We start from the raw sequence: 26,629 nt of genomic DNA, 5'->3' as shown, positions 1-26,629 counted from the left end.
GCTCGGATCGATCGGTGATATCCCGCCGGCAGAAGCCGAAGAGCGTTACTATCGACAACTCGCGGCATCCGCTGCGGAATCTGTTTTACTTTAACAAAACAGCCTCCGCGATTCCCGGTGTGATTCACATAGGTAACCGAGTGCGTGTACGAGTAGGTGGCGACGGTGCTCATGACTTGAGGAAACCTCCGAGGTCGAGCGACAGCGCTTGTCCAGCATCGGCCTGCGCCTGCGTGGCAATTCCTTGGCTCAAGTCCCGTGCAATGATGCGAGAACTGTGCTTTTTGAGCGCGGTTTGCACCCAGCCGAGCTGCTCCTTCGGACACGGCAGCGAGACTCCCCAGTCTCCCTTCAACGGCTCGAACCCCAAGACTTCTTCGTTGGCATCATCACCATCGATCGCGTCTTCGTCGAAGAGGCAGTAGATCCTGGTCCGTGGTCCATCGCATGTCGCAACGATGGGCGCGCTCTTGGGTGCCTGGTCGGCGATCAAGCTGGCGGCCACGCCCGCCACGGCCCTGAGTTCAGAGCGAGCCGTGCCGTCCTTGCCCTGAGTGAGCAGTTCGACAATGGCATCCCACGTCTGCAACGCATCGCGGTGCGGCGAGCTGCGAAACGTCCGGCTGACAACGGTGGTCATTTTTGCTTCCCTCCTTGAAGGCGCATTTGCTTTGCCTGTCGTATCGCACTGCGCAGGTGCTCTACGGAAAGCTTGTTCGGATCGATAGCCACTTGCGGGTCGGCCGCGAGGGCGTTGGCTACGACCTTGCGAATGGCCCGACCATCCAATCCGACGCACTCGCCAGCGCACGCGTCGAACTGGTGAGCCGAGGAAAGCTTGCCAATCCCCGGAAATGTCTTTGCCAGGCCATTCAGGCAGTCCACCAGGATCTGCTTGCAGGCATCCTTGCCGGGCAGTGGCACCTCCATCACCATGTCGCAACGAGATAGGAAGGCACTGTCGACGGCCTGTGGGAAGTTGCTGGTGGCCACGAACAGCAGATGCGGGTTGCGTTCGGCCAACATGTCCAACTGCACCAACACCGCGTCGGTGGCCCGGTGCACATCAACCGGGTTGGCTTCCAGGCTGAGCTTGGCTCGATCAGCCGCAAGCGTTTCGACCTCGTCCAGAAGGACGATCGTCGGGCCCGCCGCTGCGGATTCTGCGATCGATTGCGAGAACAGGTCTGCCACGGCGCGTTGAGTCTTTCCCATTGCAGAGCTCGTCAGCGTGTGAGGCTCTACTTCCAGCAATCGAAACTTCGCAGAAGAAAAAGATTCGGCCACACGATGCGCCAAGCCCCGTGCCAAGGAGGTCTTCCCAGTCCCCGGCGGGCCGACCAACAAGATCACGCCGTGCAGGGGGAGTACCGTGCGCTCCACCTTGGGGCGCACCGTGAAGTTGACGATCGCCTGTGACAGCAACTGCTTCTTGAGAGCTTCGTCCATGACGATGGAATCCCACAGGGCGCCCAGCGACGTGTCCGGCAGCTTCCAGCTTCGATGGATGCCTTTCGGCAAAGTGGCGTCTGATGAAGGATTCTTGGTCATCCGTGGCTCTCGGCGGGTCAGAGAATGGTGCGATAGGTCGCCAGCACCTTGGTCGTTTGCACAAGGCCTTGGCGCAGCAGGATTTCGAGATAGCGGTCCACCTCGATCGGCGGATGCTTGAGTTGGGCACGCTGGCGCTGCGCAGCCGACACCACGGCGGCCGCGTCCAGATCCAGTAGGTTGTCCACAAACTCATCGGGGTGCTGCGATTCGATGCCGTACGGAGCCAGCAGATCGTTCGGGAAATCCCGTTCGTTGAACGTCACAATCACGCTCGCACCGCAGCGAATCGCCGCAGCCAGGACGTGCCGGTCGTCCGGATCGGGCAATGTCAGGCCTGCCACGAGCGCTTCGTAGCCCTCCACCAAGCCGTCCGGAATTGCCCGGTCCATGAGATCCGACGTCCTGTCGACCTGAACCCGGGTGAGATCGGGGCGGTTGATCAACAGGTTGCGTTTCCACTCCTCATGAATGGCTTGGCTCCACCGCGCCCGGAAGCGGCCAGACAGGCCGAGCCACATCAGGAAATCCCGCAGTGGCGCGGGATATAGAACGCACGCGTCGTAGACGGCGGTGAATGGGGAATGCCTCATTCGTATCCCATTCCCAACTCTTGCGACTGCTGAGCGAGTTCGGCCATCGCCTGCTCACTGGCGCGCTCGCGCGCTTCCTTGTACTGCATCAGATCGGCGAACCTCACCCTGCGGTGCTTGCCGGTGCGATGAAATGCCAACACCCCATCTTCGAGCAGCTTGACGAAATGGGGACGGGACACGTTGAGCAAGTCCGCCGCCTCTTGGGTCGTCAGCTCTGCATGGACGGGCACCACCTTTACTGCATTGCCATCGGCCAACTCGGCCAGGATGTCGACCAGCAGGCGTAAAGCCGAGGTAGGCAGTTCCACCTGATGAGCCTGTTTGTGGTCATCAAAGATCTGGATGTGCTGCGTCTCGAACTGGGTTGCGAGGTAAGCCGCCAAGGCACGTTGACCCTGGACGGCTGCCTTCACCTCTCCCGCGGCGGGAAGGGTCATCTTGGATTGGGCAGTGGCGGTGGTCATGGGTAGCTCCTAAGCGAAAACGGTTGCAGAGCCGATCATATTCGAAATACTCGAAAAACGCAATAATCGAAACGCGACCCGGGCTTTTGTAGGTTCGCTCGCAGCATGCCCAATCCGGTCGTCCGCCAGTTCCTATTGTTTGCGGCCTGAAACAGCCCTGATCTCCACGATCAACCCATTGCTGATCACACAGGAATGGCGCGATGGTGGCTTCGATCTGGCTGCGCGCCGCGCATCGCGGCGTGCCCACTTTTTTCGTGACGGCCCTCGTGCTGGGCCAGTCCCCGATGGCATTGGCCGAGTCCCCGGCGCAGCGCCAGGAGTTGGTCGCCGCGCTGCGCCAGCTCGACGCGCTGGAACGCACCGTCGCGGACAGCGCCGCGCATGCCCCCATCCAGCCGGGCGAGCGCTACCACTTCGATTACCCACGGCTGCTGGCTGACCTGGCGCGCGTGCGCGCCGGCATCCAGTTCCACCTGACGCCATCACGCGCTCAGCCGCGCGACCCCTCCGAACTGGCCGGCGACTACCGCACCGAGCGGGCCGCTTCGCCATCGCCGAAGACGACTGCGGAGGGCGAGCAATGAACGGCGCCCAGGTCTCGGCATTTCAAGCCAACAGCGGTATCGCGCCTTCCGCGATGGCGACCGTCCTGGTCGGCGTCGTGTTCGCGGTCCTGCTCGTGTGGGGCGTCTGGGCCATCCGAACGGCCTATGTGGGGTGGTCCGAGAGCCGCCTCAACCAGCGCCAGTTCCTCGGCGTCTGCATCCGCTTCGTCGCGATGTACCTCGTCCTGAGTTTCTTCCTCCTGTCCTGACATGAAAGGCCCGACCATGCACAACCGCAACCTCACTTCCCGTTTTGCCCAGCGCGCCGCCGTGGCCCTGGGCGCCGCCGCGCTGCCCGCACTGTCGTTCGCGCAAGGTCTGCCGCAGTTGGAGAACCCGACGCGCGGCACCGGCAACGGCATCATGGAGACCATCCGCAACTACGGCTACGACATCATCATGCTCGTGGCCCTGCTGGTGGTGGCGTCGATGTTCATCGGCGTCTGCTACCACGCCTACGGCACCTACGCGGAGATCCACACCGGCCGCAAGACGTGGGGCCAATTCGGCCTCACGGTCGCCATCGGCGCCGTGCTGCTCGTGATCGGCATCTGGCTGCTCACCGAAGCCACCGGCATCCTGTAAGCGAGGCCGGTATGTCCGAGCAGCAGCACGTCCGTGCGGACGGGACGGTCACGTTCCTTCCGCACCGGCTCAACCGCCATCCCGTGGTCGTGCGCGGCCTCACCGCCGACGAGCTGTGGATCTGCTGCGGCCTGTCCGGCGCGGCCGGCCTGCTGGTCGGCGCGCCGCTTTCGTGGGTGTTCCGCACGATCGCCATCGCACCGACGTTCGTTGTCCTGGGCGTGGCCTTGGGCGTGTTCATCGGCGGCGGCATCCTGCGCCGCCTCAAGCGTGGGCGCCCCGACACCTGGCTGTATCGACAGTTGCAGTGGCGCATCGCAACGCGCCATCCGCTGATGGCCGGCTGGGTGGGCGGCCACGTGCTGATCTCGCGCTCGGGCTTCTGGTCCACCCGCAGGAGCATGCGATGAGCCGCTTCAAGAACGAGATCGCCCACCTGCAGGCGCACATCAAGACCTTGCGCCTGGGCGCGGGCGCGCTGGTCATTGTCGCCCTGGTCATGGGCGGCGGCTGGTGGAGCGCGCCGCGCGACCTGACCATCCACGTCCCGCCCGACCTGCGCTCTGGCAGTACCCGCAAGTGGTGGGAAGTGCCGCCCGAATCGGTCTATGCGTTCACGTTCTACGTGTTCCAGACGCTGAACCGCTGGCCGACCAATGGCGAAGAAGACTACTCGCGCAACCTCCATACGCTCTCGCCGTACCTCACCCCGTCCTGCCAGGCCTTCCTGCGGGCGGACTATGACTACCGCCGCTCCACGGGCGAGCTGCGTCAGCGCGTGCGCGGCATCTACGAGATTCCCGGCCGCGGCTATGGCGACGACCCCACGGCGCGCGTGCGCACCGTATCCGATCGCGACTGGGTGGTGACGCTGGACATCACGGCGGACGAGTACTACGGCGCCGAGCAGGTCAAACGCGCCCTGGTGCGCTATCCGATCAAGGTCACGCGGGTGGACGTCGATCCCGCCCGCAACCCGTTCGGCCTGGCGCTGGACTGCTACGAAGGCGCGCCCCAGCGCATCAGTGCACCGGAGCCGGCGCGCCCGGCGCCGAGTGGCCTGAATCCGCAAGCGCCTCAAGGAGGAAACACCCCATGAAGCATCCTGTACTCGCGCTGCTGGGGCTACTGGCCGTGGCCGCGGCACCCGTCGCCCAGGCGGTGGAGATCCTGCGTTGGGAACGCATGCCACTGGCAGTGCCGCTGAAGGTCGGTCAGGAACGCATCGTATTCATCGACCGGAACGTGCGCGTGGGCGTGCCCGCAGGCGTGGGCAAACGCCTGCGCGTGCAGAGTGCGGGCGGCGCGGTGTACCTGCGTGCCAGCGAGCCGATCGAGCCCACGCGGTTGCAACTGCAGGACGCCGACACGGGCGCGCTGATCCTGCTGGACATCGCAGCCGAACCGCCCAAGGACGGGGAAGCCGAGCTGGAGCCGGTGCGCATCGTCGAGGGTGACAGCGCACCGGGACGCTATGGCGAGCAGGCCGACAGTGCCGAGGCCCCGGCACGCGCCCAGGGCCAGGCAGGTGCGCGGACCGCGCGGCGCGAAACTCCGGTCCCTGTCGTGCTGACGCGCTTCGCCGCGCAGAACCTCTACGCACCGCTGCGCACCGTCGAGCCGCTTCCGGGCGTCATGCGGGTCAACCTTCCCCGCGACCTCGACCTGGACACACTGATGCCAACGCTGCCGGTGCGCGCGGCCGTGCTCGCGTCGTGGCGCCTGGAAGACCAATGGGTGACTGCCGTGCGCCTCACCAACACCGGCGCCGACTGGGTCGCGCTCGACCCGCGCGTGCTGCAAGGCGATTTCCTCACCGCCACCTTCCAGCACGAGGCGCTGGGCCCGCGCGGCACGACCGAGGACACGACCGTGCTGTACCTGGTCACGCGCGGCCGCGGCCTCGCGCAGTCGCTGCTGCCGGCGATTCACCGCTTCGACCCTGCCGTGCATCTGCCGCAGCCGGACGGCGACGAGAACGCCAAGGAGGCCCGCCATGCGCAGTAACGGCCTGCTCAAGTGGCTGATGATCCCTGTCGCCATCCTGGTGCTGTTCGCCGGTATCCGGCTGTTCTCGGGTGGAGGCGGCACGGCGCCACCCGCGGCGGACAACGGCGCCCAGCTCACGCCCGAGGAAATGAAGGCGCTGGGCATCGAAGGCGACACCCCGCGCGACACCGTGGCGACGCTCGTTGCCCAAGTGAAGCAGTTGCGCACCGAGCTTCAGACCGCGCTCTCGGACAACAAGTCGCAGCGTGAAGAGAACCAGCGGCTGCGCCAGCGCGAGAACTCCATCGACCAGCGCATCAACTCGGCGCTCGAATCCGAGCGGTCCAACCTGCGCCGCGACCAAGAGCAGGCGGCCAGCGCGCGCCAGCAGACCGAAGGGCTGCTCGCCGACCTGCAGCGGCGCCTGGACAGCATCGGCGGGCGCGGCGGCGGCCATGCGGACCTGCCCGTGGGCCTGGGGCTGCAGGGCGGCGACGAGGCCGGCATGGAGGGCGGCGTGCGGTGGGTCGAGCCGGACGACGCAAAGCCCGCCGAGGGGCGCAACGGGGGGCGTGGCGCGAGCGGCGGCATGAGCTTCCCCACGAGCTTCGGCCCGGCGCAGAGCACGCTCGAAACCACCGCTGAAACCGTGGCCAACGCGGGCGCCCGCGCCGCCGGGGTCAAGAATGCCAAGCCGGTCTATACCGTGCCGACCAACTCGACGCTAATGGGATCGGTGGCGATGACGGCCCTGATCGGCCGCGTGCCGATCGACGGCACGGTCAACGATCCCTATCCGTTCAAAGTTCTGGTCGGGCCGGACAACCTGACCGCCAATGGCATCGACATTCCCGACGTGGCCGGCGCCGTGTTCAGCGGCACCGCCTCGGGCGACTGGACGCTCTCGTGCGTGCGAGGTCAGGTGCGCAGCATCACGTTCGTCTTCAACGACGGCACGATTCGCACGATCCCCGAAGACCGCGAGGGCAACCAGCAGAACAACCAACAGCGCGACGGCTTGGGCTGGATCAGCGATCCCCACGGCATTCCTTGCGTCAGCGGCGAGCGGCGCAGCAACGCCCAGCAATACCTCGGCTCGCAGGCCCTAATCACCGCGGCCGGTGCCGGTGTGGCCTCGCTCATCGAGAGTGGCAGCGGCCGCATGTCCTATGTCGGCTCGGACGGCTCCATCGGCACCGTGGGCATCACCGGCCAAGAAGCGGTCGGCCAGATTCTCGCGGGCGGTGTCCGGGACATGTCGGCCTGGGTCAACAAGCTCTACGGCCAAGCCTTCGCCGCCGTCTATGTCCAACCCGGCGCCAAGGTTGCCGTCCACCTCGAAAAGCCGCTCGCCATCGACTTCGATCCCGAAGGCCGCAAGGTCGATCACCGCGCAGGAGAAAGCCATGCCCTTGAACTTGACTAACCTGGCCCGTGGCCTAGCACTGGCCCTCGCCGTCGCGGTGCTCGCCGGCTGCGCCACCAGCAAGGAAAAGCTGTTGACCCACGGTGACCGCACGATGATGGACATCTGGCAGCAGGAGGCCGGCGACGGCGGTGGCGCAGCCGGACGGAACGCCGGCCGCCAGTTGCTCGATGCGCGCCAGAGCCTGCGTCGGCCCCTGACCGACGCCGACGTGCAGGCCGCACCTGTCGAGCAGATGCGCTACACGCGCACCGCGCGCAATGAGGTTCACCGCCAGTTCCAGCGCCTGCCCAATCCCGATCTCGTGATGTACGTGTACCCGCACCTGGCCGGCACCGATCCCGTGCCGGTGCCCGGCTACACGACCGTCTTCCCGCTCTACCAGCGCATCCAGTACGCGATGCCGGGCGAGCGCGTGGAGGAAATGTAATGGACGCCTCCCACCCCGAAGTTGAGACAGCGGTAGTGCGCCCACGGAACCGCAACTGCTGCCTGGTCCGTGCTAAACCAAAGTTGTCTTGGACCAAACTGGAGTCGTGATCATGGCGAATACCGTTGTTGGCGTCGATATCGCAAAAAGCGTGTTTCAGATCCACGAAGTAAGCAGCGTGACGGGCGAGGTTGTGAGCGTTCAGGTCAAACGTGCTCGCTTCCTGCAGTACTTCGTCAATCGTGAGCCATGCCTGATCGGCATGGAAGCATGTGGAGGTGCGCAGCATTGGGCCCGCCAACTCACCGCTATGGGGCATACGGTCAAGTTGCTACCTGCACAAATGGTCAAACCGTTCGCGGGCGGGAACAAGAGTGACATGGCAGACGCCAAGGCAATATGGGTAGCAGTACAGCAACCAGGGATACGAGAGGTGGCAATCAAGACGGAGGCCCAGCAGGCTGTGTTGGCCTTGCATCGGATGCGTCAACAGTTGGTCAAGTTTCGCACCGCCCAGATCAACGCATTACGAGGATTGCTGACGGAATACGGAGAGGTAATGCCGCTTGGGCGTGATGCACTGGCCAAAATGTTGCCTGGGGCATTCGAGCGCGTGGCAGAGCTACTGCCTGGAGTGTTGATCGATACACTCCGCGAACAATATGCACGAATCAAGGAACTTGATAGGCAAGTGTTGGATATCGAACGTCGATTGCGTGAGTGGCACAAAGAAGATGAAGCCTGCAAACGAATCGCCGCGATCCCAGGGGTCGGCTTGCTGACTGCAACGGCAACCGTTGCGACGATGGGCGACCCCAAAGCATTCAGATCGGGCCGCGAATTCGCGGCCTGGTTAGGGTTGGTACCTCGTCAAATAGGAACAGGCGGGCGAGTGAAGCTGCTCGGAATCAGTAAGCGCGGAGATACCTATCTACGCACGCTATTGATTCATGGCGCCCGTGCTGTTCTCACGAGCAGTAAAGCGCCGCCCGAATGGGCGGTGAATTTGTCCAAGCGTCGTCCAATGAACATTGCTGTGGTGGCATTGGCTAACAAGATGGCACGAACGTTGTGGGCGCTCTTGGCTTACCAACGCACGTATCAAGTTGGGTATGCAGTTCGGCCGGTTTGACCGGCTCCCGCATACTCCCGATCAATTTCAACAGAGGGTGGACAGCTGAAAGGTTGCGCAAGGTACGTAAGAAGTGATGGCAAACAGGTCGGACCGCGACCCACCAAGTCTGAATCAGTAGTTGGACTTCGAGTCCATGGAGGAAATGAGACGTGGGTCGGCGAATTCCATCAGGGCCAGCAGGTATCTGACCTGCGACACAGGCCGGATATAAAACTGCAGCCGTGTCCTGTTGTGACATCACAGAAGACGTTCTTGGCAAACGGGAGGCGTCCATATAACTACTGATGCGGTGGAAACTCCCCTGGCCGAAGCTGGCCGGCGTCGGCTCTAGCAACCCGGCCAGCGATGAGCAGCCGGACAGCTGGCAGCGCCACGTCGAGGCCTTGCGCCAGGCCGGCATCCCCGAACCCGGTTCGGCAGTCCACGGCCGCAAGCCAGCGACCCTGGCCGACGAGCAGGCGCTGTACGACGTTGCGCCGTCCTTCGTGGAACTGCTGCCCTGGGTGGAGTTCATGCCCGAGTCGAAATCGATGCTCCTGGAGGACGGCCAATCGGTGGCGGCGTTCTTCGAGCTGGTGCCGCTGGGCACCGAAGGCCGGGAGCCTGGCTGGCTCGCCCACGCCCGCGATGCCCTGGAAAACGCACTCCAAGACAGTTTCGATGAACTGGACGAGAACCCCTGGGTGCTCCAGCTCTATGCCCAGGACGAACCGAGCTTCGACCAGTACATGCAGACGCTGCGCGACTACGTGCAGCCACGTGCGCGCGGCTCGGCGTTCACCGAGTTCTACCTGCGCTTCTTCGGCCACCACATGCGCGCTGTGGCCAAGCCCGGCGGCCTGTTCGAGGACACGGTGGTCACGCGGCTGCGCTGGCGCGGCCAGACGCGGCGCGTGCGCATGGTGGTGTACCGCCGCGCGAGCGGTCAGGGACAGGCAAACCGCCGCGGCCAGACACCCGAGCAGATGCTGGGCATCGTTTGCGATCGCCTGTGCGGCGGGCTGGCGAATGCCGGCATCCAGGCCCGGCGCATGGTTGCAGCGGACGTTCACGACTGGCTGCTGCGATGGTTCAACCCGCGCCCCACGCTGCTCGGTCCTGGGGCGGAGGACCGGGAGCGCTTCTACTCGCTGGCGCGCTACCCGGACGAGACCGAGGCCGGCGAGATCGAGTTGGCGAGCGGGCGGGATTTCAGCCAGCGGTTGTTCTTCGGGCAGCCGCGCTCGGACGTGGCGCAAGGGGCCTGGTACTTCGACGGCATGCCGCACCGCGTGCTGATCACCGACCGGCTGCGCATGCCGCCCGGCACGGGGCACCTGACCGGCGAGACCCGCAAGGGGGACGCGATCAACACGCTGTTCGACCAGATGCCCGAGGACACCTTGATGTGTCTCACGATGGTCGCCACGCCGCAGGATGTCCTGGAATCGGATCTGAACCACCTGGCGAAGAAGGCCGTGGGCGAGACGCTGGCGTCGGAGCAGACCCTCAAGGACGTGCACGAGGCCCGCTCCCTGATCGGCAGCGCGCACAAGCTCTACCGGGGCACGCTGGCGTTCTACCTGCGCGGGCGCGACGAGGCGGAACTGGATCGGCGCGGCCTGGACCTGGCGAACGTCATGCTCAACGCCGGCTTGCAACCGGTGCGCGAGGACGACGAGGTGGCGCCGCTCAACAGCTACCTGCGCTGGCTGCCGTGCTGCTACAACCCCGGCAAGGATCGGCGCCGCTGGTACACGCAGCTGATGTTCGCCCAGCACGCGGCGAACCTGTCGCCGGTGTGGGGCCGCGCCCAGGGCACGGGGCACCCCGGCATCACGATGTTCAATCGCGGAGGCGGCCCGATTACGTTCGACCCCTTGAACAGGTTGGATCGGCAGATGAATGCCCATCTGTTTCTGTTTGGCCCTACGGGCTCGGGCAAGTCCGCCACGCTCAACAACCTGCTGAACCAGGTGACGGCCATCTACCGGCCGCGGCTTTTCATCGTGGAAGCCGGCAACAGCTTCGGCCTGTTCAGCGACTTCGCGCGGCGCCTGGGCCTGACCGTGAACCGGGTCAAGCTGGCCCCCGGATCGGGCATCAGCCTGGCGCCGTTCGCCGACGCACGCCGGCTGATCGAAACGCCCAGCGACGTGCAGACGCTCGATGCCGATGCCCTGGACGAAGACCAGCCACCGGATGCCTCGGCCATGGAGGCGGATGAGCAGCGCGACGTGCTCGGCGAACTGGAGATCACGGCACGGCTGATGATCACGGGCGGCGAAGACAAGGAAGAAGCGCGGATGACGCGGGCCGACCGCTCGCTGATCCGCCAGTGCATCCTCGACGCCGCCGAACATTGCGTGGCGGAGAAGCGCACCGTGCTCACGCGCGATGTGCGCAATGCACTGCGCATCCGTGGCCAGGACCCGACGTTGCCCGAGATGCGCCGTGCGCGGCTGCTGGAGATGGCGGACGCGATGGACATGTTCTGCCAAGGCACGGACGGCGAGATGTTCGACCGCGACGGCACGCCGTGGCCCGAGGCCGACATCACGCTGGTCGATCTGGCGACCTATGCCCGCGAGGGCTACAACGCGCAGCTCTCCATCGCCTACATCAGCCTGATCAGCACGGTGAACAACATCGCCGAGCGCGACCAGTACCTGGGACGGCCGATCGTCAACGTGACCGACGAAGGTCACATCATCACCAAGAACCCGCTGCTCGCGCCCTATGTCGTGAAAATTACAAAAATGTGGCGCAAGTTGGGCGCCTGGTTCTGGCTGGCGACGCAGAACATCGACGACCTGCCACGTGCAGCGGAGCCGATGCTCAACATGATCGAGTGGTGGGTGTGCCTGTCGATGCCGCCGGACGAGGTGGAGAAGATCGCGCGCTTCCGCGAACTCTCGCCGGCGCAGAAGGCGCTGATGCTCTCCGCACGCAAGGAAGCGGGCAAGTTCACCGAGGGCGTCATCCTCTCCAAGAGCATGGAAGTGCTGTTCCGCGCCGTGCCGCCAAGTCTCTACCTCGCGCTCGCGCAAACCGAGCCCGAGGAGAAGGCAGAACGCTACCAACTCATGCAGCAGCACGGCGTCAGCGAGCTGGATGCCGCCTTCAAGGTGGCTGAGAAGATCGACCGGGCACGTGGCATCGAGTCGCCGACCCTGGACCTGCCCTGAATCTGCCGTACACCGGAGAACGCCATGGAACAGAAACGTCCTTCCATTCCGATGCAGGTGCAGGCGTTCCGCCGTCGGCACTGGCGGCCCAGCTGGCCTTGGACAGTGGCCGCAGCGCTGGTTGCACTGCTGCTGATCTGGCTCGTGTCCCGTTGGCCCGGGCAGTCCACGCCTCAGACTTCAGCGCCAGTCAGCGAGACGCAGGTGGCTGGGCCTCCGTGGCAGATGGGCAATCCGGAAGGACGCTTCACGCTGACGCTCTACGCGGACCTCGAATGCCCGTTCTGCCGGTCCTATTTCCCAGTGCTCAAGCGTTGGGTGGCCGGCAATGCGGACGTGGCCTTGCAATGGCATCACCTCCCGTTGGCAGCGCATGAGCCGGCCGCGTCCGCGGAAGCGCGCCTGGCGGAATGCGCGGGCCAAGCCAGCGGTCATGCCGCCTTCTGGCAGGCCGTCGAGTGGGTATATGCCCACACGCGCAGCGACGGTCAGGGCTTGCCCGAGGACCTGCGCTACCCCGACCTTACGCCACCCATCGAGCAGTGCATCGCGAGCGAGCGGCCCGACGCGGCGATTCGCGCCCAAACTGCGGAAGCCACGAACAGCGGCGTGACCGCCACGCCGTCGCTGCGGCTACACGATCGCGAAACCGGCAAGGCTATCCTGCTGCAGGGTCCGATCGAGGGCGATGCCTTGCTGTCGGCCATGGACATGCTCGCGGCCCGCGATCCCGCCGCCACACCTACATCGGAAATGCCTGCCGACGTCGTCGGCGACATGCCCAGGTAGCCCCGGTCTTCAAGGCTACGGCGCAGTCCGCTGCGCTGACCGCAACCCGTTCGCCTCGCATCCTGGCCGCGAACGATCACCGCTCCCGCGGTGATGGATGCACCTTGTTCGTTCCCCAGGAGGGCTTGCCCTCCCCGGGCGCGCGCCCTCCGATCTCACCATTTGGAGGTTCGCCATGTCTTTCGTCGTCAATGACTCCTGCCTGGAGTCGCTTTCCGCCATCGCTGCCCAGCACGAGGACTGGATCATCCAGCAAGCCATTGCACTGCTGGAGAAGCGGGTTTTCAAAGCGGGTCCGAAACTCCTCGACCCCACGGCCGTGCGCGACTACCTGCACGTGAAGCTGGTGGCCGAGCCCAACGAAATATTCGTCGCTGTATTCCTTGACAGCATGCATCAGGTGCTGGCCTACGAGCCGTTGTTCAGGGGCACGATCAACTCGACTTCGGTCTATCCGCGTGTCGTCGTACAGCGTGTGCTGGAATTGAATGCCGCTGCGGTGGTCTTCGCACATCAGCACCCCTCGGGCATGTCCGAGCCGTCGATCGCGGATCGCGTGCTGACCCAGCAACTGCAGGCCGCGCTGGCGCTCATCGATGTGCGGGTACTGGACCACATCATCGTCGGCCAGGGTGCCCCGTTCTCCTTTGCGGAGTCCGGCCTGCTGTAAGTGTTGCACTGCTTCGTTGATCAGCGCGGAGGCTTCGGCCTCCGCTTTTTCTTCGCGGCGACACAAGCAGGTATGCGGGGTGGCCGCGATGCGCATTGTTTGTTGGGACCGCATGGGGTTCGGCGTTTGACTATGGCCCTGATCAACTTCCGGGGCGCATGACATGCCAGCAGCTTTTACCCGGTTCGCACCAGGCTGGCGAACCCTTGGCCTGGCCGTGGCGCTGCCGGCGTCCCTGGCGGTGTTCAGCCCGGTCACCTTCGCCGCCGACGTGGTGGTCGTCACCGACGGCCACCACCCGGTCAAGACCATGGGCGGCGAACGGCTGATCGAGCTGGATGAAGCGCCGCGCATCGAGGCCGAGCTTTCGGCGAATCTGCCCACCGACCCCGACCAGGCGACAGCCCTGGTCAAGCGTCGGCTGACCCAGGGAGGCACTGACCTTCAGCGGCGCATCGCGACGGCCTACCAGGGCGTGACGGACGCATGGAGCCTGGGCATCACCGCCGTCCCGGCCGTCGTGGTGGACCAGCGCTATGTGGTCTATGGCGAGCCGGACGTGGCCCGCGCCATCGCGCGGATCGAACAGCACCGGAGGACCGAACCGTGATCCACCCATTCGACCTTCTGCGCCGCATGCGAGCTGCTGTCGCGTCCGTGCTGCTGCTTAGCGCCACGGGCAGCTACGCCCTGAACACGGCAACCATCGTGGGTTCAGTGGCTTCGCCCGATTGCCTGGAATACCGGGTGGTGGGTATCTGCTACTGGCTCTATTGCACCTGGACCGGCTGCACGGTGCGTACCTCCGTCAAGGTCAGGCACTACATCCCCGATGCAGTGGTGTCGTCGTACTCGAACACCGGCGAGAACCCCTGGGTTGAAGTGCGCGCCATGAGCACGCCCAATCCTTCGGCCCAGGCCGGCGGGGACGGCACCACGAACGAGGATCATGAAAACAACCTCGCCAAATTCAAGAACAGCGATGTTATCGGCCATCCCGGCGGCGAGGTGTTCAACCAGTTCGCCTCGTCCTCCGGCTACTTCTGCCAAGGCGCGGGCACGGCCTTCATGCCGTATCTGCTCAGCACCCTGGACACGCTGGCCTGGCGCTACAACGTGCCCGAGATGGCCTACCCGGAGGCGTTGATTCCGGGCATGCGTGAGGTCGGTGCGCGCACCACGATGAACCTCTGGGGCAATGTCTATCCACGCGGTGGCTTCCTGCACCAGACCGACGACCACAAATCCGGGGCGGTGGTGGCCCAGCGCGCGGGCGATGTCGTCACGCGCCGCGGGCAGTTGCACGTGTACCAGCCACTGCTCGCCAACGCCCGTGACGGCTACTGGCCGGCCGGGGCGCTGGTCGAAGGCGATACCTCCACCGGGAAGTGGCAGGAGCTGACCCCTCGTCTGTCGAACACCTGCGTGGTCTTCCCCCACAGCGGCACGCTGACCCAGGCCCAGCAAGGCGACTACGCCTGGGCGCTGTGGCGGCCGTATGCCTGCTGCGAACGCCGCGGGCAGGTGTTCCTGGGCAGCGTCGATTTCCTCTGAGGTGCCACGATGAAGCGTCCTGAACCGATGAACCTTTCCGCCAAGACGTGCTACTTGCTGCGCCCGACGGCGCTGGCCGGCACGCTCGCTCTGGTCTGCGGCCTGGCGTGGGCGCAGGTCGGATACCAGAACAGCGGCCCCGTCATTGGCGATGACGTCATGTACTCGATCGGAGGCGGCAGCGCGGTGTCCATGGGCCGCGCGGCTGGCATGCGCTCCATCGGGGTCGGCTTGGGGTGGAACAGCAACCTGATCTGCGGCGACATGAGCATCCAGACCACGCTGCGCAACCAGCTCAACGGCATCACGAACGGCTTCCAGCAGATCATGAGCAACGTGATCCAGAGTGCCACCAGCGCGGTGGCGTCCCTGCCGGCGCTGATCATTCAGCGCGCCGATCCCGGCCTGTACAACCTGCTGACCAACGGCGTGCTGCAGGCGCGGCTGGACTTCGACCGCTCCAAGCTGACGTGCCGCGCGATGGCCGAGAAGATGGCCGAGACGGCGGGCGGCCAGCTTGGCTGGAGCCAGATGGCCGAAGGCATGGCCCTGCGTGACGCGGTTGGCAGCAACGATGCCGTTTCGGCCGTCGAGCAGGCTGAGACGCGCCGCGGCAACGACGGCGTTCCCTGGGTGGGCGGCAGCAATGCCGGTGGCGCAGGCCAGTCCGCCATTCGGGTGGTCGGCGACGTCACCCGCGCGGGCTACAACCTGGTCAACGGGCGCGGCGTGACGGACACATCCTCCATCGCGCCCGCCAGTTGCGCGAGCCTGTCCTGCCAGACCTGGACGTCGCCGCAGCAGGCGACCGAATGGGCCACCCGGGTCCTCGGGGAACAGGTGCAGCGCACGTGCGATTCCTGCACCAAGACCGAGACGGTGCCCGGCGTCGGGCTGACGCCGCTGATCCAGGAGGAGTACGAAGCCAAACTGGAAGTCTTGCAGGAACTGGTTTCCGGCGTGCGCAACACCACCTTCGAGAACTTGCGCGAGGCCGGCAGCACGTCGCTGCCGATCACGCGCGGCGTCATCGAGGCGCTGCGCGACGAGCCGGACCAGGACCTGCTGGCGCGGCGCCTTGCGTCCGAGGTGGCGCTGTCGTCGGTGCTGGAGAAGGCCTTGTTGCTCCAGCGCACGCTGCTCACGGGAAAGAAGGAGCCCAACGTGGCGGCCAACGAGTTGGCGGTCGAGGCTGTGAACCACGAGAGCGACACGCTCGACCGGGAGATCCGCAACCTGAAAACGGAGCTGGAGCTGCGCCGCGAGCTGGCGAACAACTCGCCGATGGCGATCATCCAGCGCCATGGTACGCGCGCGGCCGGCTCGCGCGGCATCTACGAGGGCGATCCGGTGCCCGACCGCCTCGACCAGTTGCAGAAGGGCAATCCGGGAGTCCGGCCATGAGCGCAATGCGCATGACCTGGCGCCCCTTGCGCTGGCTGTTCAGCCGGCGCGCGGCGAAAGCACTGCTGTGGGCGGTGGTGATCGTCGCCGCTGCGGTGGGGGCCAACGTCGCCGGCATCTACCTGGTCGGGAGCGTGGCCGGCTGGGAGCGGTGGCTCGCGGCCGCATCGGGCTACTTCTTCGTGTGGCGGTTGTGCCTGTACGGGGCGACGGCCTATGGCTGGGTCTGGATGCGGCGCCGGCTGCTGGTACGTGAGGACGACGCCCAGGCGCGGCGCCGCCTGGTGCGCACCGAGGTCGCGGGCGTCGTCGCCATCGTGGCGCTGGAAGCCAGCCTGCTGATGCAGGCCGGTTGAGGGGAGATGGCGCGATGACGCTTTTCACGACCGACTACCTGGAGTACTACCTGACGCTGGTGTCCTGGATCGTCAACAACGGCATCTGGGCGGTGCTGGTATCCAGCGGGGTATTCGCGCTGCCTTTCGTCGCCATCATCGTGCAGGAGTGGTTGAAGGCCCGTGCGGAAGGTGCCGACGAGGGCAATAAAGGCGTGCTGAGCGCCGCCCGCATCGAGAACCGGGTCTTCGTCGCCATCGTGGTGGTGATGTTCGCCGGCATTCCGTTCATCGACGTGGACCTGAACACCATCCAGTACGACAGCTCGCGCTCGGCCCAGTGCCAGGTCAGCGTGCCGCAGCCCACGGATACCGGCTGGTCGCAGTCCTTCAGCACCATCAACAACCAGTCGGCGAAGGTGCCCGTCTGGTGGGCGTTCATGCATGCACTCTCGCGCGCCGTCACGAGCGCCTCGGTGGCGGCGATCCCGTGTGGCACGGACCTGCGGCAGATGCGCATGGAGATCGACGCCACGCGCATCGATGACCCGGTGCTGGCTCAGGAAGTAGCGGATTTCTCGCGGGATTGCTATGGGCCTGCACGGGCCAAATTGTTCATGCAGCGCCCTCAGCTCGATGAGCAGCAGATGCACGACGTGACCTGGATCGGATCGCGGTTCTTCACCGACACGAACGGCTACTACGACACGTACCGTTCCAGCACGCCGCGCGATGACTGGCCCTATGACAGCAACCGCGACGCCGGGCTGGCTCAGGTATCCAGTGGCGGTGGCTACCCGACCTGCAGGCAATGGTGGGCCGATGGCGGTAATGGCCTGCGGGCACGCTTGCTGGGACAGGTGGACCCGAGCCTGCTCAATCGCCTGGCGGGCTGGGCCGGGTTCCTGAGCCGAGCCGAGGTGGACGACTCGGTAATCCGCACGATCGCGTCACCGCGGCAGCAGAAATTGAACCAGGGCAGCGTCTATACCGACTACGGCGGCCAGATCGACAAGACCCTGCCGAACATTGTGACGCGGGCCACGGGCGATGTTGGGATGGCAGTCGGCGCGATTGCCGCGTTTCCAGCCATGGACGTCGCGAGGCAGGCCCTGCCCATGGTGCTTGCATTGCTCAAGATGGCACTGGTTATCTGCATCCCGCTCGTGCTGGTCGTGGGCACCTATGACCTGAAGACGGTGGTCACGGTCAGCGTCGTGCAGTTCGCGCTGTTCTTCACGGACTTCTGGTTTCAGCTTGCACGCTGGATTGACAGCACCATCCTCGACGCGCTCTATGGCTGGGGGTTCGGCTGGAACCGGCCGCACACCAATTTCGACCCGTTGGTAGGACTGAACAACGCCTTCGGTGACATGCTCCTAATGTTCGTCACGGGCACGATGTTTCTGGTCCTGCCGACGTTTTGGGTCGCTGCCTTGGGGTGGGTCGGAGTTAAGGCTGGGGTGATTGCTCAGAACCTTGCTGTCGGCTCCAAGGAAGCGCGTGATAGCGCCGGGTCAGGTGTAAACAAGGTAGCCGGCAAGGTTCTGTGACGGACAGTCCAAACCTCAGTCATCGAACGGATCGTTCGGGTCGTGAGGGTCGAGCCGCTGGCCATTGGAAGAATACAGGCCAAAGCCCGCCTCGCCATTGCGCAGTTCATCCTGTTGCGCCCAGCGGTCATCATCCCTAGCCGAATTGCCAGCCAACCATGCCGCCGCAACGCCCAGCAGTAGCAACACCGCCAGCCAGAAGGTGGTGTACAGCAGCACCCCGAGCGCAACCAGCTTGACCACCCACACGAACGCGGTGGCACCGGCCGCCGGCATCCCCTTGGACACCAACCAACTCGATGCCCGGCGTTCGCCGCGCACGTAGGCACGCCATCCGCGACCCAAGGTGCGGCCGAGGCGTTCTGCGGTGCTGATGCGTGTCGTGGTGTTCATGGTCGTCTCCTGCTACTGAGGGATGCCTATTCCAGTTTGCTCCAATCCTGCTTGCTTGCCTGTATCAGCGCGTGCCAGTCGTCTGGTGGGTTCCCGCGTCCGAGCATCTTCTCGAACACGACATACGGGTCCGATTTGCTACCCGAAGACCGCAGGGTCTGTTCATCGTTGACCCAGGCGTACACAATGACCTTCGCCTTCGAGTCGTACCGGAAGAACAGCCGGAACCGCCGTCCGATCTTGGCCCTTCGCCAGTGGCGGTGGGCAGGTCCCAAGGTGTTGCCCTGGCGGTACTCGTCGCGTGCCGGATCGCCTGGCACCACATCCAACATCAACTGGCTCAGGGCCCGGAAGAGCTTGACGTTGGCATTGGACTCGAAGCCCGCCGGGTCATTCTCCTGCGCGCGCCTCGCGGCCGCATGCAGTTTCTGCAACTGCTCGATCACGCAGTCGTGGAAGAGCAGCGTCCAGCCATGCCGTTGCATCAGAGTTCCACTTTCCCGTCGATCTCCTCGTCCAGGTTCACACCGTGGCCAGCATGCTCCAGCATGGCGCGCGCCAGATCCTCGGGCAGGCCCCGGACGTTCCGGCCAGCTTCGATGTCGCGGGCCAGCAGGCTCAGAAACGCGCCAATGGCGGGGTCCTCGTGCTCGGCATCAACACGGGTGACGACGACTTCGCTGCCCCGCAGATCGAACGCGAGCTTGCCGCCGGCATCGACGCCGAGCGCCTGCCGGATGGGCTTGGGCAGCGTGATCTGGCCTTTAGAGGTCAGCGTGGCGACTTCGTGGATGGCAGGCATGGCGACTCTCCTGATTGCGATACCTGCATGGTAAGGAAATTTCCTTACTTTGTCAATCTGAGGCCTCACAGCGTTCTCCCGAGTCCAAGAATCGGCCCATCGTAGGGCGTGAACAGCCAGCCTTCCTGTATCAATACGGCCCTTCCGCAACCCGCATTGGCGGTGGACGGTCAGCACCCGTCGCCCTATACCCAAAGGCTGTAAAGGGTCGAAATGGCGAGGGAATGGGTTGCAAGGGGAATGGCCCTACCTCGAAAAGGCAAAAAGGCACCCCGCTCGGCCCGCGACAGGACATCCGCATGCTCTCTCTGTTCCAGCGAAAACGGCCCGCGGTCGCTACCGCTCCGACGCCACCTCCCGCATCCGACCTCCCGAAAGGGTTGATGCGGCCCGAGTCGGCCGCATCGCTGCTGGCCACCCCGCGCCGGCAGAAACTGCTGGAGCACATCTGGCAGCGCACGTCGCTCTCACGTAAGCAGTTCGCCACCTTGTACCGGGCGCCACTGGAACGCTACGCCGAGCTGGTCCAGGCTTTCCCGGCTTCCGAGGCGCATCATCACGCTTACCCCGGCGGCATGCTCGACCACGGCCTGGAAATCGTCGCCTACAGCCTGAAGCTGCGGCAGTCGCATCTGCTGCCCATCGGGGCCAGCCCCGAAGACCAGGCGGCGCAGTCTGAAGCCTGGACTGCCGCAGTCGCCTATGCCGCGCTGCTGCATGACATCGGCAAGATCGCCGTCGATCTGCACGTCGAACTGGCCGACGGCTCGCTGTGGCACCCCTGGCATGGCCCGCTGCACCAGCCATACCGCTTCCGCTACCGCGACGATCGAGAATATCGGCTCCACAGCGCTGCGACAGGTTTGCTCTACCGCCAACTCCTCGACAGTGATGCCCTGGACTGGCTCAGTGGCTATCCCGACCTGTGGGGACCGCTGCTCTACGTCCTGGCCGGCCAGTACGAGCACGCCGGCGTGCTGGGCGAGCTTGTCGTGCAAGCCGACCGTGCCTCGGTAGCGCAGGAGCTGGGCGGCGATCCGGCGCGCGCCATGGCCGCACCCAAGCATGCGCTGCAACGCAAGCTACTCGACGGGCTGCGCTATCTGCTCAAGGAAGAGTTGAAACTGAACCAGCCCGAGGCCTCCGATGGCTGGCTCACCGAGGACGCGCTGTGGCTGGTGAGCAAGACGGTCTCCGACAAGCTGCGTGCGCACCTGCTATCCCAGGGCATCGATGGCATCCCGGCGAACAACACGGCGGTGTTCAATGTGCTGCAGGACCACGGTATGTTGCAGCCCACACCGGACGACAAGGCGGTCTGGCGGGCGACCGTGACCAGCCCCAGCGGCTGGTCTCACTCGTTCACGCTGCTGCGCATCGCTCCTGCGCTGATCTGGGAATCTGGCCAGCGGCCGACACCGTTCGCTGGCACCGTGGTAATCGACGTAGCGCCTGCAGCCAAAGATACCGATGCTTTCGTACCCCCGGCCGCGATCGCGACAAAGCCAGCCGCCGAGGGTCAGGAGCCGAAGCGTTGGGAGGAAAGCGGCGACATCGCTGCCCAGGCTCCCCCGCCCGCTTCCCCGGCCATGCCCGATGCCATGGAAGACATGTTAGCTATGGTAGGCATGGGCGATCCGCCCGACGTTTCTCACAATGAGCAGGCCGATACAGCCAACACATCTGCCGCACGCTCCGAGGCTCCTATGCCGACTATGGCTGTGACCTCGCCAACGTCGCCTGTATCCACGGCCATAGCTGCACCGCCACCCTTAAGCGCACGGCCATCCGGTGAGCATTTCATGGAGTGGCTGCGCCAGGGTATCGCTTTACGCAAGCTCATCATCAATGATGCGAAGGCGCTCGTGCATACCGTGAGCGACACCGCGTATCTGGTCAGCCCTGGCGTGTTCCAGCGGTACGCACAAGAACACCCACAAGTGGGCATGCTGGCAAAGCAGGAGAGCCAACAAGATTGGCAATGGGTGCAAAAGCGCTTCGAGCGGGTGCAGTTGCATCGCAAGCATCCCAACGGCTTGAACATCTGGGCCAGCGAAGTGACAGGTCCGCGAAAATCACGGCGCCTGCATGGCTACCTTTTGCAAGACCCCCATTTGTTGTTTACGGAGGTGCCTCCAAACAATCCGTATCTGTCGTTGATTTGATGGGAACAGCCCAAACGCAACCGACCTGTCAAGTTGCTCCCGAAGGGTTACGCGGGTATGCACTACTGCGACTACAACTGGACCGGTGGGGGCACATCCATGGCGGTTTGTCGCCAGGCCTGCGCATCCGACCTGGTGGGGAAGACGAACAACCCCTATCGCTGGGAGTGGCCCAGCAGCTCGGCGCTTGCGCCAGTTCCTTACGTGACCTGCACGGGGCAACCCGGCTGCACCCCCAGGGCTGCGGCAAACTTCGTCTGTGGCTTCATTCAAGCGTCCTTGTCTTTGGATGGGGTAATGCCGATGACCTGGTTTTTGTAGCCGATCTCCAAACGGTCGACTTGGAGAACGATGTCTGGCAGGCCGTTGGGCTGAAGGCCACCCTTCAGGACCTTGAAAAAGATTCGATCCCCGGTAGCGTCGCGCCCGACCCGGTTCAGCTCAGCCACGTCTTCAGGCTTCAGGCGCAAGGCAGCGTGGTAACGGCCTCCGTGCTCCACCCCAACCACCGCTGATCCCTTTCCCAGCGGGGATGCACCCACCACTGCCGTGGGCAAAAACCCTGGGGAGTGGGGATACCAGGAGTTGTCGAAGATCTTCGCGTAGGCATGGAGGATCCCGGTCTTCGGGTCGATCTCCACGTCCATGGGAGGCCGCAGGTAGAAAATGCGTATTTCGGCGAACGTGACCGCCCATTTCGGTCCATCGTGACCGGCACGCCGAGCGGTGAATTCGGCGTCATTTCGGCAACGTGACCACGCGTTTCGGTGATCGTGACCGCCCAGGTCGATGGCGGTGCTGCGCAGGGGGCAGAGTTTAGGGGCGGTCAGGTTCGCTCAGATCATTGGCTGGCCTCCTGAACTGCCCTTGTTGACTTGGCTGCCGCCCGCGCGGCCTTGCCGGTGCGACGCGACTCGCCCTCGAGATTGAAGCGCCGGCAGCTTTGCATCAATCGGTCGAGGATGGCGTCGGCGATCGTGGCGTCGCCCAGCCAGGCGTGCCAATGCTCGATGGGCAACTGGTGCGTGATGATCGTCGCGCGGTGGCCTACCCGGTCATCAATGACCTCCAGCAGGTCACCCCGGGTGACACTGTCCATCGGACCCGTCCCCCAATCGTCCAGGATCAACACGTCGACCTTGGCAAGCTGCTCGAGCCAACGTCGGAAGGTGCCTGCGCCGTGGAGGATGCGAAGCTCCTCGGCCAGACGTGGCACCCTCAGGTACAGCGCCGAGTGTCCCTGGCGACAGGCGTACTGGGCCAGCGCGCAGGCCAGCCACGTCTTGCCCAGCCCGGTGGCGCCGGCGAAGGTCAGCGTCTCGCCCCGCTCGATCCAGGTCGACAGTGCGACGCCCATCAAGGTGGACCTGTCGATGCCGCGCACCGTCTCGAAGCTGGCGTCCTCCAAGGTGGCCGTGGGGTACTTCAGCTGGGCACGCTGCAGCAGCCGAGCCCGCTTGCGGTCGCCTCGGGCGTAGACCTCGCGCTCGACCAGCAGGGCCAGTCGCTCGTCGAACGACAGGTTCAGGCAGTCGGCCTGTTCTTGCTGCTGCTGCAAGGCGTCGGCGAAGCCCTGCAGTTTGAGCGCGCGCAGTTGGGTCAGGGTGGCGTTGTTGAGCATGGCGTGTGGGTGCAATGGATTGGATGGGTTCATGGTGGGCTCTGGGCTGGTGAGGTCGGTCGTCCTCACTGGTAGTAGCCCGGTCCGCGCAGGTTGGCGTGCGTCGGACTGGTCCATTCGGCTTCGGCATCCAGCGGCACCTGGTCACGGTTGTTGGCCAGCAGGTCGCGCACATGGCGGTAGCGGAAGGCACCCAGCGCGAGGGCCCGTTCGCAGGCCGCCTCCAGCCGTGCCTCGCCATATCGGCGCGACAGGTTCAGCAGTCCCAGGCAGGAGCGGTAGCCGTGTTCGGGATGCTTGTAGGTCTGCAGCAGCCGGGTGATGAGTTCGCCGCATGCCATGCCGATGCGTTGGCCCCAATCGATCAGCCGCTGAGGCGTCCACTCCAGGTGGGCGCGGTGGGCAGCAGGCATGTGGGCCTCCACCGTGGTGTAGCCGCCGCGGCGCTCGTTGCGAGCGTGGGCGGCCACGCGCTGGCCGCGCAGCAGCAACTCCACGCCGTGGCGGGTGAGGCGCGCCTCCAGGGCCTGGCCGACGAGCGCATGCGGCACGCTGTAGCGGTGGCCCTCCATCTCGACGTGGTAGTCGATGTGGACCTTCACCGTCTTGAAGCGGGCAAGCTCATAGGGTTGGCGCGGCAGCGACATCAGTGTCGGCGCATCCAGTTCGGCGAACACGCTGGCGCGGCTGCCGGGCAGCTTCTGAAACGGCCGGTCGTTCACGCTCGATAGCAGTTCGGTGATGGCTGCATCGACCTGGGCGACGGTGTCGAAGCGATGGTGGCGCAGCCGGGCCAGCACCCAACGGGTGAAATCCGCTCTAGTGCGCAGTGGCAAGGCCGACGCCACGATGGTCCTTTACCCTGGGGGCACGCATTCCTTGGCGGGCAGTGGACGTCCGAGTCATCGACAGGACTACCACGAACGGATTGTGGATTTCCTTGAGCAAACGCAATATAGCGACAAACCGACGTAGAGGCCGCCCTGATGACTGTCGCCTTCTTAAGACAATGTTTCGCCACCGTCGCCACGCCTTCTCAAGGCGAAAGGGCGCCGCACTATAGCTACTAGTGCGGAGCGCCGCTTCTGCGCGTCAATACGACGCAAAACGACCAGTTTCAAAGAAATCCATGCTGATCGCATTTGCGCCGAATGAGCAGCGGATCACCGCTCATTCGTGTCTCGTCCCTCGTAATGCTTTTGACAACGCTGCCGTGGAGTCGCGAACTGCCTGTTGGCTCACCACTGCTGTCTGCACCATCTGAAACCCGTGTGGAGCGCCAGGGTAGATGTGCATTTCGACGGGCACCCCAGCCCGCATTAACCGTCGGGCATATTCGAGGCTCTCCTCAAGGAATAGGTCTAGTGCCCCGCACATGATGAATGTGGGTGGCAATCCCGCAAGATCTTCTGCCCGTGCCGCAGCGGCGTAGCAGGACACCTCGCGCGAGCCGGGCGCGCAATTGAGCAATGATGTCCAGCCATACAGATCTGAGGCCTGCGTCCAGATGAACTCCCCTGCATAGGGTGATACGTCGGGATCAATCGCCGTGCGGTCATCGATCATTGGGAAGACCAGATGCTGGTAGGCGATCGCATACTTACCCCTATCGCGCGCGAGCAATGCCAGCGCCGCCGCGAGGCCGCCGCCTGCGCTGTCACCGCTGACAAGAATACGGGTGCGGTCGACTGCCAATTCAGAGGCGTGCTCATGAATCCAAGCCAGCGCCGCATAACAATCTTCGATCGCACCAGGAAATTTTGTTTCCGGTGCGAGCCGATAGTCAACGGACAAGACAACTGAGTTCAGAGCCTCAGCGTTATTTAGATTGCTCGCCGCGTTCATTTCGGGGGCGCCAGATACGTAACCGCCACCATGGATATGCAAGATCGCCCCGCGACAACCGACCGCGTTCTTAGGCAAATATAGTAGGGCCCGAACATCGGGTGCGCCGTCGGGCCCGGGGATCTTTACTTCACGCGCTTCAACTTGGTCGGACGTAGGCTGCGGCTGTGCCAGCAGCGCAGCCATCATCGGAGATTGCCCGCCTGGCTTGATACCAGCATCAGACGCGAGTTTGACCACGGGCGCGAGTTCTGGATCCAGTAGATGCTTGCTTCGCATTGGAGCTCCGGTTGTTAGGGAAACTCTGAACAAGTTCGTCCGGATATAGTCGAACGTGTTGAACAGATGAGATGATGGAAGCCCGATGAAGCAGCTGAGCTTTTCCGACGCGGAGTACGCAGGCAAGCGCAAGCGAACCGGCGTGAGGTGTTCCTGGCTGAAATGGATAGGGTGGTCCCGTGGGCACGACTGGTGTCGTTGATCGAACCGGTTTACCCGAAGCCGGGTAATGGTCGCCGTCCGTATCCGCTGGAGACGATGCTGCGCATTCATTTCATGCAGCAATGGTTTAGCCTGAGCGACCCAGCCATGGAAGAGGCTCTGTACGACATCGCCTCGATGCGCCGGTTTGCGGGCCTGTCGCTCGCACGTGGTTCGGTGCCGGACGAGACGACGATTCTGAACTTTCGTCACCTGCTGGAGAAGCACCGACTGGCCGAGCAGTTGCTGGCGCAAGTCAACACACTGCTCAGTGAGCGCGGTCTGCTGCTGCGCCAAGGCACGATTGTGGACGCCACGATCATCAGCGCACCCAGTTCGACCAAAAACCAGAGTGGGGCACGCGATCCCGAGATGCACCAGACGAAGAAAGGCAACGAGTGGCACTTCGGCATGAAGGCCCATATCGGGGTTGATGCCGATTCGGGACTCGTGCATACCGTGACCGGCACGCCGGCCAATGCGCACGACATCACGCAGGCCCATGCCCTTCTGCATGGACAAGAGAGCGAGGTGTTTGGCGATTCGGGCTATACCGGCGTAGAAAAGCGCGAGGAGAATCGCGGTTGCTCCGCGCGCTGGAATGTGGCCATGAAACCCGGTCGTCGTCGCGCCTTGCCCGCGAGCAAGCTCGGCACGCTTATCGGTGAATTCGAGCACGTGAAGGCGCGCATCCGGGCCAAGGTGGAACATCCATTTCGCGTACTCAAACGCCAGTTCGGTTATAGCAAGGTGCGCTATCGCGGGCTGGTGAAAAACACCGCGCAGATCATCACACTGTTTGCGCTGAGCAATCTGTGGATGGCGCGCCATCAGTTGGCGATGACGGCAGTCGAGGTGCGTCCATGATGGGCGAAAACGCTCCAGGCGGAGCCCCGGTGGGGGCAAGTCCGCTGATATCCAGAGCGTTTCTCGAGTCTGCATCGTGTTTTTCGTGAAAGTCAGCCCGTTTATGGATAACCGTCGAATTACAAGCGGTTGTTCAGAGTTTCCTTAGAGAAAACCTACGACAGTGGTGACGTTTGACCAAACGCCGTGTCACGGTGTTC

29 protein-coding genes and 1 pseudogene are annotated in these 26,629 nt (G+C 64.3%); 19 read left to right on the top strand and 11 right to left on the bottom strand.

What is annotated here, in order from left to right; all coding sequences use genetic code 11:
• Positions 1–169 precede the first annotated feature (169 nt).
• The 4 genes from cap8 to CDO46_RS23785 are packed head-to-tail and all read right to left on the bottom strand — an operon-like array spanning position 170 to position 2,611.
• On the bottom strand, positions 170–640 hold the full coding sequence (gene cap8, locus CDO46_RS23800) for a type III CBASS phage resistance system CD-NTase-associated protein Cap8 (RefSeq protein WP_003105626.1): 471 nt from the start codon (positions 638–640) through the stop codon (positions 170–172).
• Positions 637–1,551 (bottom strand): AAA family ATPase, encoded by a 915-nt coding sequence (locus tag CDO46_RS23795; protein WP_003120002.1) that lies wholly within the window; start codon positions 1,549–1,551, stop codon positions 637–639. Before CDO46_RS23795 ends, cap8 begins: the two co-directional genes overlap by 4 nt.
• A gap of 17 nt (positions 1,552–1,568) precedes the next feature.
• Positions 1,569–2,144 (bottom strand): PIN domain-containing protein, encoded by a 576-nt coding sequence (locus tag CDO46_RS23790; protein WP_003109777.1) that lies wholly within the window; start codon positions 2,142–2,144, stop codon positions 1,569–1,571.
• Entirely contained in the window at positions 2,141–2,611 is a 471-nt protein-coding gene (locus CDO46_RS23785) for a helix-turn-helix domain-containing protein (protein ID WP_003050245.1), read from the bottom strand. The genes CDO46_RS23790 and CDO46_RS23785 overlap by 4 nt, the downstream gene beginning before the upstream one ends.
• 203 nt (positions 2,612–2,814) lie before the next feature.
• On the opposite strand from CDO46_RS23785, the gene CDO46_RS23780 reads away from it, so the two are divergent.
• The 17 genes from CDO46_RS23780 to CDO46_RS23700 all read left to right on the top strand — a co-directional run bounded on the left by CDO46_RS23780 (position 2,815) and on the right by CDO46_RS23700 (position 18,256).
• Entirely contained in the window at positions 2,815–3,198 is a 384-nt protein-coding gene (locus CDO46_RS23780) for an RAQPRD family integrative conjugative element protein (RefSeq protein ID WP_003120001.1), read from the top strand.
• On the top strand, positions 3,195–3,428 hold the full coding sequence (locus CDO46_RS23775) for a TIGR03758 family integrating conjugative element protein (RefSeq protein ID WP_003050225.1): 234 nt from the start codon (positions 3,195–3,197) through the stop codon (positions 3,426–3,428). Before CDO46_RS23780 ends, CDO46_RS23775 begins: the two co-directional genes overlap by 4 nt.
• A gap of 16 nt (positions 3,429–3,444) precedes the next feature.
• A complete protein-coding gene (locus CDO46_RS23770; RefSeq protein WP_003090173.1) occupies positions 3,445–3,804 on the top strand; it encodes a TIGR03745 family integrating conjugative element membrane protein in 360 nt (119 codons plus the stop codon).
• Between the two features lie 11 nt (positions 3,805–3,815).
• Entirely contained in the window at positions 3,816–4,214 is a 399-nt protein-coding gene (locus tag CDO46_RS23765; RefSeq protein WP_003105639.1) for a TIGR03750 family conjugal transfer protein, read from the top strand.
• Positions 4,211–4,903, top strand: a complete 693-nt coding sequence (locus CDO46_RS23760; RefSeq protein ID WP_058160815.1) for a PFL_4703 family integrating conjugative element protein — start codon at positions 4,211–4,213, stop codon at positions 4,901–4,903. Before CDO46_RS23765 ends, CDO46_RS23760 begins: the two co-directional genes overlap by 4 nt.
• Positions 4,900–5,811 carry a TIGR03749 family integrating conjugative element protein gene (locus CDO46_RS23755; protein WP_003105643.1) on the top strand — a complete coding sequence of 304 codons (912 nt, stop codon included), beginning with the start codon at positions 4,900–4,902 and terminating at the stop codon, positions 5,809–5,811. The genes CDO46_RS23760 and CDO46_RS23755 overlap by 4 nt, the downstream gene beginning before the upstream one ends.
• Positions 5,801–7,219 carry a TIGR03752 family integrating conjugative element protein gene (locus CDO46_RS23750; RefSeq protein ID WP_003109776.1) on the top strand — a complete coding sequence of 473 codons (1,419 nt, stop codon included), beginning with the start codon at positions 5,801–5,803 and terminating at the stop codon, positions 7,217–7,219. Before CDO46_RS23755 ends, CDO46_RS23750 begins: the two co-directional genes overlap by 11 nt.
• A complete protein-coding gene (locus CDO46_RS23745) occupies positions 7,200–7,649 on the top strand; it encodes a TIGR03751 family conjugal transfer lipoprotein (protein WP_087841047.1) in 450 nt (149 codons plus the stop codon). The genes CDO46_RS23750 and CDO46_RS23745 overlap by 20 nt, the downstream gene beginning before the upstream one ends.
• A gap of 112 nt (positions 7,650–7,761) precedes the next feature.
• Positions 7,762–8,781, top strand: a complete 1,020-nt coding sequence (locus tag CDO46_RS23740) for an IS110 family transposase (protein ID WP_140416911.1) — start codon at positions 7,762–7,764, stop codon at positions 8,779–8,781.
• 287 nt (positions 8,782–9,068) lie between these two features.
• Entirely contained in the window at positions 9,069–11,951 is a 2,883-nt protein-coding gene (locus CDO46_RS23735; protein ID WP_042178564.1) for a conjugative transfer ATPase, read from the top strand.
• Between the two features lie 24 nt (positions 11,952–11,975).
• The gene (locus CDO46_RS23730; protein WP_023098544.1) at positions 11,976–12,740 is read left to right on the top strand and encodes a thioredoxin domain-containing protein; all 765 of its coding nucleotides are present in this window, start codon (positions 11,976–11,978) and stop codon (positions 12,738–12,740) included.
• Between the two features lie 175 nt (positions 12,741–12,915).
• Positions 12,916–13,410 carry a DNA repair protein RadC gene (radC, locus tag CDO46_RS23725; RefSeq protein ID WP_009518518.1) on the top strand — a complete coding sequence of 165 codons (495 nt, stop codon included), beginning with the start codon at positions 12,916–12,918 and terminating at the stop codon, positions 13,408–13,410.
• A 163-nt stretch (positions 13,411–13,573) separates the two neighbouring features.
• On the top strand, positions 13,574–14,020 hold the full coding sequence (locus tag CDO46_RS23720) for a TIGR03757 family integrating conjugative element protein (RefSeq protein WP_009518519.1): 447 nt from the start codon (positions 13,574–13,576) through the stop codon (positions 14,018–14,020).
• Positions 14,017–14,964 (top strand): TIGR03756 family integrating conjugative element protein, encoded by a 948-nt coding sequence (locus CDO46_RS23715; protein ID WP_009518520.1) that lies wholly within the window; start codon positions 14,017–14,019, stop codon positions 14,962–14,964. Before CDO46_RS23720 ends, CDO46_RS23715 begins: the two co-directional genes overlap by 4 nt.
• Positions 14,965–14,973: 9 nt before the next feature.
• A complete protein-coding gene (locus CDO46_RS23710; protein ID WP_042178560.1) occupies positions 14,974–16,368 on the top strand; it encodes an integrating conjugative element protein in 1,395 nt (464 codons plus the stop codon).
• Entirely contained in the window at positions 16,365–16,724 is a 360-nt protein-coding gene (locus CDO46_RS23705; protein WP_009518522.1) for a hypothetical protein, read from the top strand. Before CDO46_RS23710 ends, CDO46_RS23705 begins: the two co-directional genes overlap by 4 nt.
• A gap of 14 nt (positions 16,725–16,738) precedes the next feature.
• On the top strand, positions 16,739–18,256 hold the full coding sequence (locus CDO46_RS23700; RefSeq protein ID WP_009518523.1) for a conjugal transfer protein TraG N-terminal domain-containing protein: 1,518 nt from the start codon (positions 16,739–16,741) through the stop codon (positions 18,254–18,256).
• Between the two features lie 15 nt (positions 18,257–18,271).
• Here the strand turns inward: CDO46_RS23700 and CDO46_RS23695 are convergent, their stop codons facing one another.
• Genes CDO46_RS23695 through CDO46_RS23685 form a run of 3 tightly spaced genes read right to left on the bottom strand, consistent with a single transcriptional unit; the run spans position 18,272 to position 19,451 of the window.
• Positions 18,272–18,649 carry a DUF3742 family protein gene (locus tag CDO46_RS23695; RefSeq protein WP_009518524.1) on the bottom strand — a complete coding sequence of 126 codons (378 nt, stop codon included), beginning with the start codon at positions 18,647–18,649 and terminating at the stop codon, positions 18,272–18,274.
• A 26-nt stretch (positions 18,650–18,675) separates the two neighbouring features.
• Entirely contained in the window at positions 18,676–19,134 is a 459-nt protein-coding gene (locus tag CDO46_RS23690) for a type II toxin-antitoxin system YhaV family toxin (protein ID WP_009518525.1), read from the bottom strand.
• Positions 19,134–19,451 carry a type II toxin-antitoxin system PrlF family antitoxin gene (locus CDO46_RS23685; RefSeq protein ID WP_023098543.1) on the bottom strand — a complete coding sequence of 106 codons (318 nt, stop codon included), beginning with the start codon at positions 19,449–19,451 and terminating at the stop codon, positions 19,134–19,136. Before CDO46_RS23685 ends, CDO46_RS23690 begins: the two co-directional genes overlap by 1 nt.
• Before the next feature lie 299 nt (positions 19,452–19,750).
• Between CDO46_RS23685 and mobH the strand changes: the two genes are divergently transcribed.
• A complete protein-coding gene (mobH, locus tag CDO46_RS23680) occupies positions 19,751–21,616 on the top strand; it encodes a MobH family relaxase (protein ID WP_087841045.1) in 1,866 nt (621 codons plus the stop codon).
• A 269-nt stretch (positions 21,617–21,885) separates the two neighbouring features.
• Here the strand turns inward: mobH and CDO46_RS23675 are convergent, their stop codons facing one another.
• The 4 genes and pseudogenes from CDO46_RS23675 to CDO46_RS23660 form a co-directional block, all read right to left on the bottom strand.
• Positions 21,886–22,263 (bottom strand): hypothetical protein, encoded by a 378-nt coding sequence (locus CDO46_RS23675; protein WP_012112351.1) that lies wholly within the window; start codon positions 22,261–22,263, stop codon positions 21,886–21,888.
• 194 nt (positions 22,264–22,457) lie between these two features.
• Positions 22,458–23,237 (bottom strand): IS21-like element helper ATPase IstB, encoded by a 780-nt coding sequence (gene istB, locus CDO46_RS23670; protein WP_012112352.1) that lies wholly within the window; start codon positions 23,235–23,237, stop codon positions 22,458–22,460.
• Positions 23,238–23,302: 65 nt separating this feature from the next.
• Positions 23,303–24,043 (bottom strand): annotated as a pseudogene (locus CDO46_RS23665) (IS21 family transposase); the annotation flags it as partial.
• 364 nt (positions 24,044–24,407) lie between these two features.
• Positions 24,408–25,361: an alpha/beta hydrolase gene (locus CDO46_RS23660; RefSeq protein WP_087841044.1), complete on the bottom strand. Its 954-nt coding sequence runs from the start codon at positions 25,359–25,361 to the stop codon at positions 24,408–24,410.
• Between the two features lie 85 nt (positions 25,362–25,446).
• Between CDO46_RS23660 and CDO46_RS23655 the strand changes: the two genes are divergently transcribed.
• Positions 25,447–26,429 (top strand): IS5 family transposase gene (locus CDO46_RS23655; RefSeq protein WP_254914667.1). Its coding sequence is split into 2 segments (ribosomal slippage): positions 25,447–25,498 and positions 25,498–26,429, totalling 984 coding nucleotides; the frame shifts between segments, so codons are not numbered across the junction.
• Positions 26,430–26,629 lie beyond the last annotated feature (200 nt).

The organism is Pigmentiphaga sp. NML030171, from assembly GCF_002188635.1.
In the GTDB taxonomy this organism is placed as follows: domain Bacteria; phylum Pseudomonadota; class Gammaproteobacteria; order Burkholderiales; family Burkholderiaceae_B; genus Pigmentiphaga; species Pigmentiphaga daeguensis.
Note: the sequence above shows the minus strand (reverse complement) of the source record. Positions and strands in the feature narration are given on the sequence as shown.

Coding starts and splice junctions, on each gene's coding strand:
- cap8 (WP_003105626.1), bottom strand. CDS start 640: ATGACCACCGTTGTCAGCCGGACGTTTCGCAGCTCGCCGCACCGCGAT.
- CDO46_RS23795 (WP_003120002.1), bottom strand. CDS start 1,551: ATGACCAAGAATCCTTCATCAGACGCCACTTTGCCGAAAGGCATCCAT.
- CDO46_RS23790 (WP_003109777.1), bottom strand. CDS start 2,144: ATGAGGCATTCCCCATTCACCGCCGTCTACGACGCGTGCGTTCTATAT.
- CDO46_RS23785 (WP_003050245.1), bottom strand. CDS start 2,611: ATGACCACCGCCACTGCCCAATCCAAGATGACCCTTCCCGCCGCGGGA.
- CDO46_RS23780 (WP_003120001.1), top strand. CDS start 2,815: ATGGTGGCTTCGATCTGGCTGCGCGCCGCGCATCGCGGCGTGCCCACT.
- CDO46_RS23775 (WP_003050225.1), top strand. CDS start 3,195: ATGAACGGCGCCCAGGTCTCGGCATTTCAAGCCAACAGCGGTATCGCG.
- CDO46_RS23770 (WP_003090173.1), top strand. CDS start 3,445: ATGCACAACCGCAACCTCACTTCCCGTTTTGCCCAGCGCGCCGCCGTG.
- CDO46_RS23765 (WP_003105639.1), top strand. CDS start 3,816: ATGTCCGAGCAGCAGCACGTCCGTGCGGACGGGACGGTCACGTTCCTT.
- CDO46_RS23760 (WP_058160815.1), top strand. CDS start 4,211: ATGAGCCGCTTCAAGAACGAGATCGCCCACCTGCAGGCGCACATCAAG.
- CDO46_RS23755 (WP_003105643.1), top strand. CDS start 4,900: ATGAAGCATCCTGTACTCGCGCTGCTGGGGCTACTGGCCGTGGCCGCG.
- CDO46_RS23750 (WP_003109776.1), top strand. CDS start 5,801: ATGCGCAGTAACGGCCTGCTCAAGTGGCTGATGATCCCTGTCGCCATC.
- CDO46_RS23745 (WP_087841047.1), top strand. CDS start 7,200: ATGCCCTTGAACTTGACTAACCTGGCCCGTGGCCTAGCACTGGCCCTC.
- CDO46_RS23740 (WP_140416911.1), top strand. CDS start 7,762: ATGGCGAATACCGTTGTTGGCGTCGATATCGCAAAAAGCGTGTTTCAG.
- CDO46_RS23735 (WP_042178564.1), top strand. CDS start 9,069: ATGCGGTGGAAACTCCCCTGGCCGAAGCTGGCCGGCGTCGGCTCTAGC.
- CDO46_RS23730 (WP_023098544.1), top strand. CDS start 11,976: ATGGAACAGAAACGTCCTTCCATTCCGATGCAGGTGCAGGCGTTCCGC.
- radC (WP_009518518.1), top strand. CDS start 12,916: ATGTCTTTCGTCGTCAATGACTCCTGCCTGGAGTCGCTTTCCGCCATC.
- CDO46_RS23720 (WP_009518519.1), top strand. CDS start 13,574: ATGCCAGCAGCTTTTACCCGGTTCGCACCAGGCTGGCGAACCCTTGGC.
- CDO46_RS23710 (WP_042178560.1), top strand. CDS start 14,974: ATGAAGCGTCCTGAACCGATGAACCTTTCCGCCAAGACGTGCTACTTG.
- CDO46_RS23705 (WP_009518522.1), top strand. CDS start 16,365: ATGAGCGCAATGCGCATGACCTGGCGCCCCTTGCGCTGGCTGTTCAGC.
- CDO46_RS23700 (WP_009518523.1), top strand. CDS start 16,739: ATGACGCTTTTCACGACCGACTACCTGGAGTACTACCTGACGCTGGTG.
- CDO46_RS23695 (WP_009518524.1), bottom strand. CDS start 18,649: ATGAACACCACGACACGCATCAGCACCGCAGAACGCCTCGGCCGCACC.
- CDO46_RS23690 (WP_009518525.1), bottom strand. CDS start 19,134: ATGCAACGGCATGGCTGGACGCTGCTCTTCCACGACTGCGTGATCGAG.
- CDO46_RS23685 (WP_023098543.1), bottom strand. CDS start 19,451: ATGCCTGCCATCCACGAAGTCGCCACGCTGACCTCTAAAGGCCAGATC.
- mobH (WP_087841045.1), top strand. CDS start 19,751: ATGCTCTCTCTGTTCCAGCGAAAACGGCCCGCGGTCGCTACCGCTCCG.
- CDO46_RS23675 (WP_012112351.1), bottom strand. CDS start 22,263: ATGGACGTGGAGATCGACCCGAAGACCGGGATCCTCCATGCCTACGCG.
- istB (WP_012112352.1), bottom strand. CDS start 23,237: ATGCTCAACAACGCCACCCTGACCCAACTGCGCGCGCTCAAACTGCAG.
- CDO46_RS23660 (WP_087841044.1), bottom strand. CDS start 25,361: ATGCGAAGCAAGCATCTACTGGATCCAGAACTCGCGCCCGTGGTCAAA.